Source organism: Xanthobacter flavus, from assembly GCF_017875275.1.
Taxonomy (GTDB): domain Bacteria; phylum Pseudomonadota; class Alphaproteobacteria; order Rhizobiales; family Xanthobacteraceae; genus Xanthobacter; species Xanthobacter flavus_A.
In genome coordinates, this window is the sequence record NZ_JAGGML010000001.1 from 4,871,312 (window position 1) to 4,884,825 (window position 13,514).

At 68.6% G+C, this 13,514-nt stretch carries 11 protein-coding genes and 1 pseudogene; 8 read left to right on the plus strand and 4 right to left on the minus strand.

Annotation, left to right across the window (positions count from 1 at the left end):
• Both J2126_RS22870 and J2126_RS22875 read right to left on the minus strand, forming a co-directional pair.
• On the minus strand, positions 1–579 hold the full coding sequence (locus J2126_RS22870) for a flavoprotein (protein WP_209489082.1): 579 nt from the start codon (positions 577–579) through the stop codon (positions 1–3).
• Positions 576–1,211 carry an aspartate kinase gene (locus J2126_RS22875; protein ID WP_209489083.1) on the minus strand — a complete coding sequence of 212 codons (636 nt, stop codon included), beginning with the start codon at positions 1,209–1,211 and terminating at the stop codon, positions 576–578. The genes J2126_RS22870 and J2126_RS22875 overlap by 4 nt, the downstream gene beginning before the upstream one ends.
• A gap of 212 nt (positions 1,212–1,423) precedes the next feature.
• Here J2126_RS22875 and J2126_RS22880 point away from each other — a divergent pair, with 212 nt between their 5' ends.
• The 4 genes and pseudogenes from J2126_RS22880 to mgtA all read left to right on the plus strand — a co-directional run bounded on the left by J2126_RS22880 (position 1,424) and on the right by mgtA (position 6,912).
• On the plus strand, positions 1,424–1,816 hold the full coding sequence (locus tag J2126_RS22880; RefSeq protein WP_209489084.1) for a c-type cytochrome: 393 nt from the start codon (positions 1,424–1,426) through the stop codon (positions 1,814–1,816).
• A 269-nt stretch (positions 1,817–2,085) separates the two neighbouring features.
• Positions 2,086–2,811: a 16S rRNA (uracil(1498)-N(3))-methyltransferase gene (locus J2126_RS22885; protein WP_209489085.1), complete on the plus strand. Its 726-nt coding sequence runs from the start codon at positions 2,086–2,088 to the stop codon at positions 2,809–2,811.
• A gap of 252 nt (positions 2,812–3,063) precedes the next feature.
• Positions 3,064–4,185, plus strand: a complete 1,122-nt coding sequence (locus J2126_RS22890) for a carboxylate-amine ligase (protein WP_348634367.1) — start codon at positions 3,064–3,066, stop codon at positions 4,183–4,185.
• Between the two features lie 217 nt (positions 4,186–4,402).
• Positions 4,403–6,912: pseudogene (gene mgtA, locus J2126_RS22895) on the plus strand (magnesium-translocating P-type ATPase).
• Between the two features lie 55 nt (positions 6,913–6,967).
• Here mgtA and J2126_RS22900 read toward each other — a convergent pair.
• On the minus strand, positions 6,968–7,816 hold the full coding sequence (locus J2126_RS22900) for a fumarylacetoacetate hydrolase family protein (protein ID WP_209489087.1): 849 nt from the start codon (positions 7,814–7,816) through the stop codon (positions 6,968–6,970).
• A gap of 552 nt (positions 7,817–8,368) precedes the next feature.
• Between J2126_RS22900 and J2126_RS22905 the strand changes: the two genes are divergently transcribed.
• The 4 genes from J2126_RS22905 to J2126_RS22920 are packed head-to-tail and all read left to right on the plus strand — an operon-like array spanning position 8,369 to position 12,500.
• Positions 8,369–9,223 carry a UDP-2,3-diacylglucosamine diphosphatase gene (locus tag J2126_RS22905; RefSeq protein WP_209489088.1) on the plus strand — a complete coding sequence of 285 codons (855 nt, stop codon included), beginning with the start codon at positions 8,369–8,371 and terminating at the stop codon, positions 9,221–9,223.
• On the plus strand, positions 9,223–10,290 hold the full coding sequence (locus J2126_RS22910) for a glycosyltransferase family 4 protein (RefSeq protein ID WP_209489089.1): 1,068 nt from the start codon (positions 9,223–9,225) through the stop codon (positions 10,288–10,290). Before J2126_RS22905 ends, J2126_RS22910 begins: the two co-directional genes overlap by 1 nt.
• Positions 10,287–11,288, plus strand: a complete 1,002-nt coding sequence (locus tag J2126_RS22915; protein WP_209489090.1) for a threonine ammonia-lyase — start codon at positions 10,287–10,289, stop codon at positions 11,286–11,288. Before J2126_RS22910 ends, J2126_RS22915 begins: the two co-directional genes overlap by 4 nt.
• A 6-nt stretch (positions 11,289–11,294) precedes the next feature.
• Positions 11,295–12,500 carry an MFS transporter gene (locus J2126_RS22920; protein WP_209489091.1) on the plus strand — a complete coding sequence of 402 codons (1,206 nt, stop codon included), beginning with the start codon at positions 11,295–11,297 and terminating at the stop codon, positions 12,498–12,500.
• On the opposite strand, the gene dgcA is transcribed toward J2126_RS22920, so the two are convergent.
• Positions 12,452–13,432 (minus strand): N-acetyl-D-Glu racemase DgcA, encoded by a 981-nt coding sequence (dgcA, locus tag J2126_RS22925; protein ID WP_209489092.1) that lies wholly within the window; start codon positions 13,430–13,432, stop codon positions 12,452–12,454. The genes J2126_RS22920 and dgcA overlap by 49 nt on opposite strands.
• Positions 13,433–13,514: the final 82 nt, after the last annotated feature.

Here is a 13,514-nt window from a genome sequence, read left to right on the forward strand (position 1 = left end):
TCAGGCCGAGACGGGGGACAGGGCGGCCAGCTCGGCGCGGCGGCGGGCAATGGCGAGACGCAGCTCCTCCAGCGTCTCGGCCACCACGGTATCGTCGAAGGTCTTGAGCTTCGCGGTGTTCTCGAGATCGATGCGGCGCGGATAGACCGGCACCGGGCCTTCCGGCGCCATGGTGATCATCTCCGGCTGGCTGTCGCAGGCGAACACGATGCAGGCCACCCGGCACTTGCCGGCCTGGGCGAAGCAATTGGTGACGAGCGTATCCGAAATGCCGTGCACCGCCTTGGCCACGGTGTTGGATGAGGCGGGCGAGACGACGAGGGTGTGATACTCGCCGTGATAGAAGCGGCCGACGGAGGCGGAGGAGGCCGAATTGTCGCGGAACACCTGCGTCTGGGCGGGCAGAGGTTCCTTGTCCTGCTTGTACATGCGCAGCACTTCGTCCGCCGCGTCCGAGATGAACAGGTCCACGTCCTGAAGCTCGCGGATGATCTCGATGCTCTCGGTGAAATAGTGCCCCGAGCCGGTGAGGGCCCAGGCCCAGCGGGGCGGCTTCTTGCTGGAACGGGTCTCGCTCATGATCGGCGTCGGCCTTCTTGGTTTTCCTCGATGCCCTGCGGTGGGGGCGGTTCGAGCACCCGGTCCAGCAGCGCCCCGTCGTCTGCGGGGATGAGGACAATATCGCCAGAATAGCCCAGTGCCATGGTCGCAAAAGCCGCATCCACGAGCCCCTGCCTCGACCACGCAGCAAGGTCACGGGCGCGGTCTGTGCTCGTCGGCACGGCGACGCCCGGTGCTTTGACCAGAACAAGGCGCTCGGCGGCAAGGCGGGCCGCGAGCCACAATGCCAGGCTGTCGGAGGTCACGTCCCAGCCTTGTGGGATGTCCGGCGCATCGAGGGTCATGGCGGCGGGCAGCCAGAGGGCCGTGCCGCCGCCGGCTGACGTTAGGTCGGCCAAGGTCCGCACGGGGAACAGCGCGGGCGCGATGTCGAGGAAGGCGTGGCCCATCTGCTCCATGGCGAGAATCGCCATGCGATGGGCTGCCCCATCGGAAAGGGCCATCTGCGGCTGCATCACGCGGACCTGATCGGCCAGCGCCCCGCCGCCCGGCACCAGAACCACCCCCGGCCGGCCGCACATGCGTTCGAGCAGGCGGCGGGGCGGCCCCGTCCGCGTCAGGCTTCCGCCGATCTTCACGACAATGGTCACGCTGGAGCCCACATGGCGGGAGGTCTCAAGGTCGCATCGAAGGCCGGGTTGGAAACATGCTAAGGAACCCGACCCCTTCGCCGGGCCTTCAACGGGTGTCCTAGGCGGAGGCGTCTGCCCGGTAAAGCATCACAATCTGGCTTCCGCGATTTTGCAGGTGTGAGCATACGCCCTGCACACGGCGGCCCGGCCGACAGAGAGGATATAGCTCAATGCGTCTTGTTCTGGCTTCTGCCCTTGTCCTCGCCGCCGCCACCGGCTCGGCCTATGCCGATCCCGACGTCGCCAAGGGCGAGACCGCTTTCAAGAAGTGCATGGCCTGCCATGCCATCGGCCCCGACGCCAAGGTGAAGGTCGGCCCGCCGCTCAACGGCATCGTCGGCGCCAAGTGGGCGCACTTCGAGGGTTATGCCTATTCCCAGGACATCAAGGACGGCGCCGCCGCCGGCAAGGTGTGGGACGCGGCGACGCTCGACGCCTACCTCACCAATCCCAAGGCTCTGGCCCCCAAGGGCAAGATGGCCTTCGCCGGAATCAAGAACGAGGACGAGCGCAAGGACCTGATCGCCTATCTCGCCCAGTTCAAGGCGGACGGTTCCAAGTAGGACGCTGGTCGTAAGCCCCGGTCAAAGGCCGCCGCGCATTTTCACAGGACCAGCGCCATCGCATCCTCCATTCGGGGGATGGAACTGCAGGTCAAGCTTGTTGATTATGCTGGTGCGCCGGTCAGGGCGTCGTCTCCCGAGGGGCGTTCGGGGGGTGAGACAGGCGGGGCCCTTCGGGTCTCCGCCTGTTTGCGTTGCGGGCGTGCTTTCGGCGCCTGGACTTGCAACCGGGGCCGAGCCGTGGTGTCCCTCCCGCGAGAGGAGCCGCCATGCCCGAGCACGATTTCCACGCCCAACGCCTGCATGTCGCCGCCGATCTCACGCCGGGCGCCGAGATCGTGCTGGAGCGGGAGGCGGCGCACTACGTCGCCAACGTCATCCGGCTCGGCGTCGGTGAGGACATCCTGCTGTTCAACGGCCGTCATGGCGAATGGCGGGCGACACGGATCGCGGGCGGCAAGCGTGAGGTGCGGCTCGAGGTCTTGCGCGGGACACGTCCCCAGCCGCCTGCGCCGACCCTGGAATACGCTTTCGCGCCCCTGAAGCATGCACGGCTCGACTACATGGTCCAGAAGGCCGTGGAACTGGGGGCCGGCATCCTGAGCCCCGTCATCACCCGCTATACGCAGGTTGCGCGCGTGAACGGGGAGCGCATGGCGGCCAATGCCATCGAGGCCGCCGAACAGTGCGGCGTCCTGAGCCTTCCCCGCGTGGAGGAGCCGCGCGCGCTGGACGCATGGCTGGCGTCCCTCCCGGAGGATCGCCTGCTGGTCTTCTGCGACGAAGCGTCGGCGGTCGAGGACCCCATCGCCGCCCTCAGGCAGGCGCGCCCCGGGCCGGTCAGCGTTCTCATCGGGCCGGAAGGCGGGTTCAGCCCGGAGGAGCGCGCGCGTATCGCCCCCCGTGGGCTCACCCTCAGCCTCGGCCCGCGCATTCTGCGCGCCGACACCGCCGCCGTCGCGGCGCTGGCTCTGGTGAATGCCGCGCGGCCGTGAAGGGGCATTAAACGCCATTGGGGCGGTTTTGTTCCAGTTGGTTTCGATAAATCTATTCTTGCGAATCGCATGCAATGTACTTTCGCATTTGTCCATTTCGCGTGCGGTGCGGGAACATATTGAGCTTCCACGCGCATTGAGCGGCGAGATTCACTGCCCAAATTTGGACTGATTTCGCGTCAGTCTCCCGGAACTTCGCAATGGGATGAGCGTTACTCGCTCGCCGTAGCGTCAGGTTCTGTGGAGGGCTCCGTGTCGAACGATTACAGCTTTGGAATCGAGGAGGAGTTCTTCGTCGTCGACGCCCACACCAAGGCGGTGCAAAGGCGCATGCCGGCTGGGTTCTTCGATGAGCTGAAGGACCGGCTGGGCGAATCCGTCTCCGTGGAAATGCTCCAGTCGCAGCTTGAGATCGCTACGCGGCCGACCACCGGCATCGGCAGCGCGCTGGATGAGATCCGCGGGCTGCGCCATGCGGTGTCGCAGGTCGCGGGGGAGCACGGGCTCGCCGTCATCGCCGCCGGGACCCATCCCACCGCCACCTGGGACGGCGTGCGCGCCACGCGGGCCAATCGCTACGACGGGGTGATGAACGACCTCAAGATGCTCGGCGAGCGCAACATGGTGTGCGGCCTGCACGTCCATGTGGAACTGCCCGACCCCGACCAGCGGGTGAATGTGATGCGCCGCATGGTGCCCTACATCCCCCATTTCATCGCGCTCTCCACCTCCTCGCCCTTCTGGGGCGCCAAGCAGACCGGCCTGATGGGCTACCGGCTCGCCGCCTATGACGAGCTGCCGCGCACCGGCCTGCCTGAGATGTTCGAGAACAGCGGCGACTACGAGCGCTATGTGGAGGCCATGGTCGCGGCGCGGGCCATCACCGACTCAAGCTATGTCTGGTGGGCCATCCGCCCATCGCGCCAGCTGCCCACGCTCGAACTGCGCGCGCCGGACAGTTGCACCCGCTCGGGTGATACGGTGGCCATCGCTGCCCTCTATCGCGCGCTCGTGCGCTTCCTCGTGCGCAATCCCCATCACAATCGCGATGTGGGTCCGGTGGATCGCGCCATCGCAGACGAGAACAAGTGGCGCGCCCAGCGCTATGGCGTGCACGGGTCGTTCGTGGACCTCGCCCAGCGCCGCGCCGTGGCGGTGCGGGATGCGGTGGACGGGCTCGTCAATCTCGTGTCGTCCGACGCCGAGGCGCTGGGCTGTCTCGATGCCTTGCTGCGCGTGCGCACCATCGCCGAGGAGGGTACCAGCGCCGACGTGCAGCTCGCCGTCTTCCAGGAGGCCCAGCACCGCACCGGCAACCGTACCGAGGCCCTCGGCGCGGTGAAGAGCTGGCTCGCCACCACGACGGTGCAATGAGGCCGCTGCGAAAGGAACGATTTTCGCCGCCGTTCTTGATCGAGGCCGGTATCTGCCGGCCGACAATATGCTCTAGGCTCCCGGCCGCTTGAACAGGGCCGGAGGCCGCCCCGTGGAGATCGCCGGACAGCACTTCCCGGACGCGGCGCGTCGATCCGCCAACCCCACGGTCGCGGGCGACGCCGGTGCGGGGGCGTTCTGGACCGAACCGCATGAGCTGCTCTGCCAGCGCCTCGGCTGCGGCAGTGCGGGCCTCTCCTCCACGGGGGCCGCAGAGCGCCTCGACCGTTTCGGCCCCAACCTCGACAAGCCTCCCAGCCGCACCGGCCCCCTGCGCGCCTTGCTTCGGCGCCTGCTGGAGCCGCTGATGCTGATGCTCCTCCTCGCCGCCGGGGTCTCGGCGGCGACGGGAGATGCGGCGAGCGCGGTCATCATCGTCCTCGTCATCGTCGCCTCCATCGGCCTCGACACGGTTCAGGAGGCTCGGGCCTCCAAAGCCGCAGCGGCGTTGCGCGAGCAGGTGGCGCTCACCGCCGAGGTGTGCCGCGACGGCGTCTTCCGTACCCTCTCAACCGACCGGATCGTGCCCGGCGACGTCTTCCGCGTGCGCGCCGGCGACATCATCCCTGCCGATGCCGTCATCCTGTCCGCCGATGGCTTTTCCGCGAACGAGGCCGCGCTCACGGGCGAGCCCTTCGCGGTGGAGAAGCGGCCCGGGGCCGTCTCGTCCACAGTGGCGGCGGAGGCGACGAACGCGCTGTTCAGGGGTGCCGTTGCGCAAAGCGGCGAGGCGGTGGCGCTCGCCGTGGCCACGGGCCGCGCCACCCTGTTCGGCGCCGCAGCCGCGCTGCTGGCCGAGGATGGCGGGCTTTCACCCTTCCAGCGCGATCTGCGCGCGCTCGGCTTCGTCATCGCCCGGGCGGCCGGCGTCCTGTCCGTGGCGGTGCTGGCCGTGAACCTCGTGCTGGGTCGGCCGCTGCTGGAATCGCTCATGTTCGCGGTGGCGCTGGCGGTGGGCCTCACGCCCGAGCTGCTGCCCATGATTACCACCGTGACCCTCTCGCGCGGCGCGGTGCGCATGGCCCAGCGCAAGGTGATCGTGAAGCGTCTCACCGCCATCCATGACCTCGGCGCCATGACGGTGCTCTGCACGGACAAGACCGGCACCCTCACCTCCGCCGAGATCGTGCTCGCGGCCAGCGAGGACGGGGGCGGGCAGGCGGCGCACCGGCCCGCCGAGCTTGCCGCGCTGTGCGCGGAGTTGGCCGGCGACCGCAGCTGGATGGATACGGCGCTCGCCGCCGCCGCGCCGGATGCGGACGACGGCTGGTCGGCGCCCTCCCGCCTCGGCTTCGGCTACGAGCGCCGCCGGGGCTCGGTGCTGGCGGAGCGCGCTGGGGACGGTGGCGCCGAGCGCCTCCTCGTCTGCAAGGGCGCGCCGGAAGCGGTGATGGACGTCTGCACCAGCCGGCGGGTCGGAGACGCCATAGCCGATCTCGATGCCGAGGCCCGCGCCGCCCTGGCCGCGCAGCTGAAGCGTCACGGGGAACAGGGACTTCGGGCGATTGCGGTGGCGACGCGCGCCGGCACCCCTGACGGCATGGCCCGGACCGGCAGCCTTGAGCCGGAGGACGAGTCCGGCCTCGTGCTGGAAGGCTTCTGCCTGTTCGAGGACCCGCCCAAGCCCACCGCTGCCCATGCACTCACACGGCTCGCGGCGACGGGGGTCAAGGTGAAGGTGCTGTCGGGGGATGACCCCACGGTGGTCGCTCACGTCGCCCGGCAACTCGGCATCGATGCCGCCGACATGCTCTCCGGCGCCGAAGTCGCGCACCTCAGCGACGATGCGCTGCGGGTGCGCGTGCGCAGCGTGAACGTCTTCGGCCGCATGACGCCGAACCAGAAGGTGCGGGTGGTGCGTGCCCTGATGGCCGATGGCGAGACAGTCGGCTTCCTCGGCGATGGTGTGAACGACGCGCCCGGCCTGAAGCTCGCGGACGTCGGCCTGTCGGTGGACGGGGCCACGGGCGTCGCCCGCGCCGCCGCCGACATGATCCTGCTGGCACCCGACCTCGACGTGGTGGCGGACGGGGTGGAGGAGGGGCGGCGGACCTTCGCCAACATCCTCAAATATGTGCGGATGGGCGCCAGCTCCAATTTCGGAAACATGCTGTCCATGGCGGCGGCAAGCCTCTTCCTCCCCTTCCTGCCTCTGCTCGCCACCCAGATCCTGCTCAACAACCTGCTCTACGACCTCTCGGAGGTCGGCATCCCCTTCGACGCCGTGGACGAGGCGGATCTCGCGACGCCGCAGCAGTGGGATATGACGGGGCTGGTGCGCTTCGCGGCAGTGATGGGGCCGCTCTCATCGCTGTTCGACTTCCTCACCTTCGGCGTGCTGCTTCTGGTGCTCAACACGGGGTGGAGGCGTTCCGCACCGCCTGGTTCCTGGAATCCATCGCCACGCAGGTGCTGGTGGTCTTCCTCATCCGCACCCGCCTGCCGCTTGGCGAGACACCGCCGGACCGAACGCTTGTTCTTTCGGCCGTCGGCGCATTGGCCGTCGCGTTCGTGGTGCCCCTCAGCGGCCTCGGGGGGTGGTTCGGCTTCGTCCCGCTGCCGGCGACCACCCTTGCCGCGGTTGCCGGCATCACCCTCGTCTATCTCGCCTGCGCGCAACGGGTGAAGCGCTATGCCATGGGCGTTGCAACCGTCCATCGGACATGAAAACGGCCGCCGATGAAGCGGCGACCGTGAATTACATCGAAGCGACGTGAAAGGTTCAGAGCTTGAACGGAACCACCGTCTGCTGCTGCTCGCCGAGGCCCTCGATGCCGACACGCATCACGTCGCCGGCCTTCAGGAAGCGCGGCGGCTTGAAGCCGAGGCCGACGCCGGGCGGGGTGCCGGTGGTGATGACGTCGCCGGGATCCAGCACCATGAACTGGCTGATGTAGTGCACCAGGAACGGGATCCGGAAGATCATGGTCTTCATGGAGCCGTTCTGCACGCGCTCGCCGTTCACTTCCAGCCACATGGCGAGGGTGGAGGTATCGGCGATCTCGTCGGTGGTGACGAGCCACGGACCGAGCGGCCCGAAGGTCTCGCAGCCCTTGCCTTTCATCCACTGGCCGGAGCGCTCAATCTGGAAATGACGCTCGGAGACATCGTTGCAGATGCAATAGCCGGCAACGTGATCGAGGGCGTCCTGCTCTTCCACGTAACGGGCACGCTTGCCGATGACGAAGGCGAACTCCACCTCCCAGTCGAGCTTCAGCGAGCCCTTGGGGATCATCACGTCGTCATTCGGGCCGACGATGCAGTTCGGCGCCTTGTTGAAGAGCACCGGCTCCTCGGGGATGGGATTGTTGGTCTCGGCCGCGTGGTCCGCGAAATTGAGGCCGACCGCGACGAAATTGCCGGGGCGGGCGACGCAGGAGCCCAGGCGCGCCCCCTCGGGCGCGAGCGGCAGGGAGGCGGGATCGAGCGCGGCGATCTTCTTCAGGCTCTCGGGGGCGAGGGTTTCGCCGTTGAGATCCGCGATGACGCCGGACAGGTCTCGGACCTTGCCGGTTGAATCGATTAGACCCGGCTTCTCTTGTCCAAAATCGCCGAAGCGGACCAGCTTCATCGGGAAACTCCTGATCGAATTGTATGGCGTTGTTCTTGTGCGGGCGGCGCGTGGCGAACGCCGCTCCGTCCAGGGCGGCGCACGCTCGCGCGGACTTGGGCTCAGGTCAATGGCGCCGGCCACATTTTTCGCCGTCGGGGGACCGCGCGCCCGCGACAGCGATGCGGGGCCATCCAGCTGCGTCCACGGCCAATATGCCGCGGCCGGTGCCTCCTCGCAGGCGATGGCAGCCAGAGATGAAGCGGCGCGATTCGACAGGTTGCCGCCTCTGGATGTGGCGGGTTCGACTTGATCGCGTTCGGCCTTCGACTATTAGCCGTCTTCCCTGTGCGTGCGGGACCTGCATCTAATCTGTGCAAGACGTTTGATTGGGCAGGCGGCCTTCCAATTCAAGGGCCGGCGTCATAAAAGGGATACACGACTCCGGCTAAGTCCGGAGCGTGCAAGGCAAGCGTGCCGGACCCTGGGGAAGGCCATCCGGCAAGCCCGCCGGCGATCTCGAACGGGGCGCCACATCGGTGCCACGATGCCGCCTTAGCCGGTTGAGCCGTCATGGCTTCTCCGTCGGGCCGCGGGAAAGTGGAGGTATCGGGCGTGAGCGACAGTCCTGAAACGCGCCGCTTTCGCGCCCTTTTCATCTCGGACGTTCATCTCGGCACCAAGGGGTGCCAGGCCGAACTGCTCCTCGACTTCCTCAAGTACAATGACGCCGATACCGTCTATCTCGTCGGCGACATCGTCGATGGCTGGCGGCTGAAGGCCAATTGGTACTGGCCGCAGAAGCACAACGACGTGGTGCAGAAGCTGCTGCGCAAGGGCCGCAAGGGCGCGCGCATGGTCTACCTGCCCGGCAACCATGACGAATTCCTGCGCGACTATTACGGCACCCACTTCGGCGGCATCGAGGTGGTGGAGACGGCCATCCACGAAGCGGCGGACGGCAAGCGCTACCTCGTGATCCATGGGGACGTTTTCGATCTGGTCGTGCGCCACGCCCGCTGGCTCGCCTTCCTCGGCGACTGGGCCTACACGGCCGCGCTCGGCATCAACACGTACCTGAACAAGGTTCGCCGTCGCCTCGGTCTCACCTATTGGTCGCTTAGCCAGTGGGCGAAGCTCAAGGTGAAGAATGCGGTGAATTACATCGGCAAGTTCGAGGAGGCGGTGGCCGAGGAGGCCAAGCGCCATCAGGTGGATGGCGTGATCTGCGGCCATATCCATCACGCCGTGATCCATGACCAGTTCGGCGTCCGCTATGTGAACTGCGGCGACTGGGTGGAGAGCTGCACCGCCGTCGCCGAGCATGAGGACGGACGCCTCGAGATCATCTCCTGGACTCGCAAGGTCGAGAAGAAGAGCCCGGCCCAGGAGGGCGAGGTGGTCGAGGGGGCGCGCGCGGCGGCCTGATGCGGGTTCTTGTCGCCACCGATGCGTGGCATCCCCAGATCAACGGCGTGGTGCGGTCCCTGGAGCATACCGCCCGCGAGGCCGAGGGCCTTGGCGCGGACATGCAGTTCCTGACTCCGCAGGGCTTCCGCACCGTTCCGCTGCCCACCTACAACGAGATCAGGCTCGCCCTCGCCACGCCGCGCATGATCATGCGGCGCATCGAGGCCCTGCAGCCGGACTTCGTGCACATCGCCACCGAGGGGCCGATCGGCATCCTGGTGCGCCGGGCCTGCATCGCCTCGCGACGCACCTTCACCACCTCGTACCACACCAAGTTTCCGGAATATCTGGCCGCCCGCGCCCCGGTGCCGGAGCGGCTGACCTATGCGTGGCTGCGCTCCTTCCACAATGCCGGCGGCGGTGTCATGGTGTCGACCGCCACGCTGGAGCGGGACCTTGAGGCGCGCGGGTTCAAGCGGCTGATGCGGTGGTCGCGTGGGGTGGATGCGGACATGTTCCGCCCGCGCCCCGAGGCCACGCTGAACCTGCCGCGCCCCGTCTATCTCTTCGTCGGCCGCGTGGCGGTGGAGAAGAACATCGAGGCGTTCCTCAATCTCGACCTGCCCGGCTCCAAGGTGGTCGTGGGCAATGGTCCGGCCCTCGCCAGCCTGAAAGAACGCTTTCCGGCCGTGCATTTCCTCGGTGCCAAGGAAGGCGAGGATCTGGCGCAGGTCTATGCCGCCTGCGACGTGTTCTGCTTTCCGAGCCGCACCGACACCTTCGGCATCGTTCTGCTGGAGGCGATGGCGAGCGGCCTGCCGGTGGCTGCCTATCCGGTAACCGGGCCGACGGACGTGCTGGCCGACGCCACCGAGCCCGTGGGGGTTCTCGACGAGGATTTGCGCACCGCCTGCCTGAAGGCGCTGGAGCTGTCGCCCGCTGCCGCCCGCCGCTTCGCGCTGCGCTACACATGGCGGGAGAGCGCCCGCCAGTTCCTCGACAACGTGCTGATTGCCCACGATATCGGGCCCATCGCGCGGCGCTATCGCCTTCGGCGGCGGCGTCGGGTAGCTTCCGGCGCATGAGCGCCTCAGAGATTCAGCCCGCCCCGCTTCCCACTGCCGAAGATGTCGATGCAGCCGCCGCGCGGCTGCTCGGTTTCGCCGTGCGTACGCCTCTGGTGTTCTCGCCGGTGCTGAGCGAGCGCGCCGGCGCGGATGTCTTCCTGAAGCCCGAGACGTTGCAGCGCACGGGCTCTTTCAAGTTCCGCGGCGCCTTCAATCGCATGGTGCAGATCCCGGAAGAGGCGCGCGCCGCCGGCGTCGTCGCCTGCTCCTCCGGCAACCACGCGCAGGGCGTCGCCGCTGCGGCGAAGATCCTCGGCATGCCGGCCGTCATCGTCATGCCCCACGACGCCCCGGCGCTGAAGCGCGACCGCACCCGCGCGCTTGGCGCGGAGGTGGTTGGCTACGATCGCCGCACCGAGGATCGCGATGCCATCGCCCGCGCCATCGCCACCGAGCGCGGAGCCATCATGGTGCCGCCCTATGACGATCCCCACATCATCGCCGGGCAGGGCACGGTGGGTCTGGAGATCGTGCAGGATCTCGCCGCGCTCGGCCGCGTGCCGGACCTTGTGGCGGCCAACGCCTCCGGCGGCGGCCTCGTGGCCGGCATCGCGCTGGCCGTGAAGCGCGTCGCGCCGCAGGCGCGGGTGGTGGTCTGCGAGCCGGCCGGCTTCGACGACCACGCCCGCTCCTTCCGCTCCGGCGTGCGCGAGCGCAATGCCCAGCCGGACGGCTCGTTCTGCGACGCACTGCTGGCCCCGACGCCCGGCGCCATCACCTTCGAGATCACCCGCCGCATCGTCGGCGAGGCTGCGGCCGTAACCGACGCCGAGGTGGCGCGCGCAGTCGAATATGCCTTCCGCGAGCTGAAGCTCGTAGTGGAGCCGGGCGGCGCCGTGGCGTTGGCGAGCCTGCTGGAGGGGCGGCTCGGCGTCTCCGGCGGTACGGCGGTGATCGTGCTGTCCGGCGGCAATGTGGATGCGGAAACTTTCGCCCGCTGCCTCGCCGCCGCCTGACGCATCGTGGAGGGCAGAGGAGAGGAGACCGGGCGGGGGTCGTTATCACCGCGTTCGCTCGCGCTGAGGCTTGGCGCGACCTACGGCGCCTTCTTCGTCGCCCTGGGCATCTTCCAGCCCTATCTGCCGTTGTGGCTGCAGGCGCGTGGACTGGGGCCCGAGGCTATCGGCCTCGTCCTCGCCGTGCCTATGCTGAGCCGTCTTGCCGCAACGCCTCTTCTCGGCCTCCTCTCCGACCGGCTGGGACGTCCAAGGGCGCTGCTGACCCTCCTGGGCATGGCCACGGTCGCGGCCATGGCGCTGCTGGCCTTCACGTCCAGCCTGCCGGCCATTCTCCTGATCCTCGGCGTCATGTCGGCGGTGTGGTTTCCCGGCTTCTCGCTGCTGGATTCCTACACCTCGCGCCTCGCCCGGGCGGGACGCGCGGAATATGGGCGGGCGCGGCAATGGGGCTCGGCGAGCTTCCTCGCCGCAAATCTCGCCGGTGGCGTGATCATTGGTGCGCTCGGCGCGGATTCGGTCGTGCTGCTGATGATCGCCGGGCACGTCACTTATGTGCTCGCCACCTTCGCCCTGCCGGAACTGCCGCGCGCCGAGCCGAAGCCCTCGCCCCTTGTGGGGCGGCGCGCGCGGCTCGGCTTCCTGGCCGGCATCGTCGCCGCCGGCCTCGTGCAGGCGAGCCACGCGGTGCTCTACCTCTTCGCGACGGTCCACTGGCGCTCGGAAGGCATCTCGCTGTCGGTCGTCGGCGTGCTCTGGGCCGTGGGGGTCGCGGCCGAGATGGTGCTGTTCCGCTTCGGCCGTCCACTGCTCGGCCGGGTCGGTCCCTATGGCATGATCGCCATGGGCGGCGCGGGGGCGGTGCTGCGCTTCGCGGTGATGGCGAGCGATCCACCGCTGGCAGTGCTGCTGCCCCTGCAATTGCTGCACGCCTTGACCTTCGCCGCGACCTACCTCGCCATGGTGGATCTCGTGGCGCGGGGCGTGAGCGAGCATCGCTCCGGCACGGGGCAGACCACCGCCGCCTGGACCTCAAGCCTCATGTCATCGGCGGCGAACGTGGCCGCGGGACCGCTCTGGGCGGCGTTCGGCCCGCTGGCGTATCTGGCCGGCTGCGCGCTCGGCCTCGCGGGCGTGGGCGCGGCCCTCGCCGCCGCGCGGCTTCAGCCCCACAGCAGCGGCTCGGGCGGGGAGACCACGGCACCCTCGTAGTGAAGGCCGGGCAGGCGGTCGCGGGCGAGCAGAAGCGGCCCATCGAGGTCTACCCATTTCGCCCGCTGAGCCACCAGCAGGGCAGGGGCCATGGCCAGCGACGACGCCAGCATGCACCCCACCATGACGCCAAAGCCGAGGCCGTGCGCCACCTCGGCCAAGGCCAGCGCCTCGGTGAGGCCGCCCGCCTTGTCCAGCTTCACATTGATGGCGTCGTAGCGCGTCCGCAGATCGGCAAGCCCGGCCCGGTCGTGAACGCTCTCATCGGCACAGACGGGGACCGGCCGATCGATCCGGGCGAGGCGGCGGTCGTCATCCGCCGGCAGCGGCTGCTCGACGAGTTCGACCCGGACGGCCGCGCAGGCATCCAGCAAGCCGGGCAGGTCGGCGGCCTTCCATCCCTCATTGGCATCCACGATGAGCCGCGTGTCGGGCGCCGCCTCCCGCACGGCGGAGAGGCGCTCGCGGTCACCGGGCGCGCCGAGCTTGAGCTTGAGCAGGGGGCGGTCTGTCGCGGCGGCCGCTGCGCGGGCCATGGCCTCTGGCGTGTCGAGGCTCAGCGTGTAGGCCGTGACCACCGGTCGCAGGGTGGGCAGGCCGGCAAGCTCGGCGCAGCCCATGCCGGAGGATTTCGCCTCGAGATCCCACAGGGCGCAGTCGACGGCATTGCGGGCGGCGCCTGCCGGCAGGCGGTGCTGAAGCGCCTCGCGGCTGAGGCCCGACGCGAGATCCGCCCTCAGGGACTCGATGGCGGCGAGGACGCCCTCCACGGTTTCGCCATAGCGGGCATAGGGCACGCATTCCCCTCGGCCGGTGATGCCGCCCGAGGTGATGCGGGCCTCGACCACCACCGCCTCGGTCTTGGAGCCGCGGGCAATGGTGAAGGTTCCGGCGATGGGGAAGCGTTCGACGCTGAGGGACAGTTCGGCCATGGATTAAGCTTAATAGCCGATTCCGGACGCCCCATCGCCGGGCATGTGACGATGGTGGCGCGGTGTGTCCTGGCTGATCTCG

Bases quoted from the DNA above. Each gene is read 5' to 3' on its own strand.
- J2126_RS22870 (WP_209489082.1), bottom strand. From the start codon at position 579: ATGAGCGAGACCCGTTCCAGCAAGAAGCCGCCCCGCTGGGCCTGGGCC.
- J2126_RS22880 (WP_209489084.1), top strand. From the start codon at position 1,424: ATGCGTCTTGTTCTGGCTTCTGCCCTTGTCCTCGCCGCCGCCACCGGC.
- J2126_RS22885 (WP_209489085.1), top strand. From the start codon at position 2,086: ATGCCCGAGCACGATTTCCACGCCCAACGCCTGCATGTCGCCGCCGAT.
- J2126_RS22900 (WP_209489087.1), bottom strand. From the start codon at position 7,816: ATGAAGCTGGTCCGCTTCGGCGATTTTGGACAAGAGAAGCCGGGTCTA.
- J2126_RS22905 (WP_209489088.1), top strand. From the start codon at position 8,369: ATGGCTTCTCCGTCGGGCCGCGGGAAAGTGGAGGTATCGGGCGTGAGC.
- J2126_RS22910 (WP_209489089.1), top strand. From the start codon at position 9,223: ATGCGGGTTCTTGTCGCCACCGATGCGTGGCATCCCCAGATCAACGGC.
- J2126_RS22915 (WP_209489090.1), top strand. From the start codon at position 10,287: ATGAGCGCCTCAGAGATTCAGCCCGCCCCGCTTCCCACTGCCGAAGAT.
- dgcA (WP_209489092.1), bottom strand. From the start codon at position 13,432: ATGGCCGAACTGTCCCTCAGCGTCGAACGCTTCCCCATCGCCGGAACC.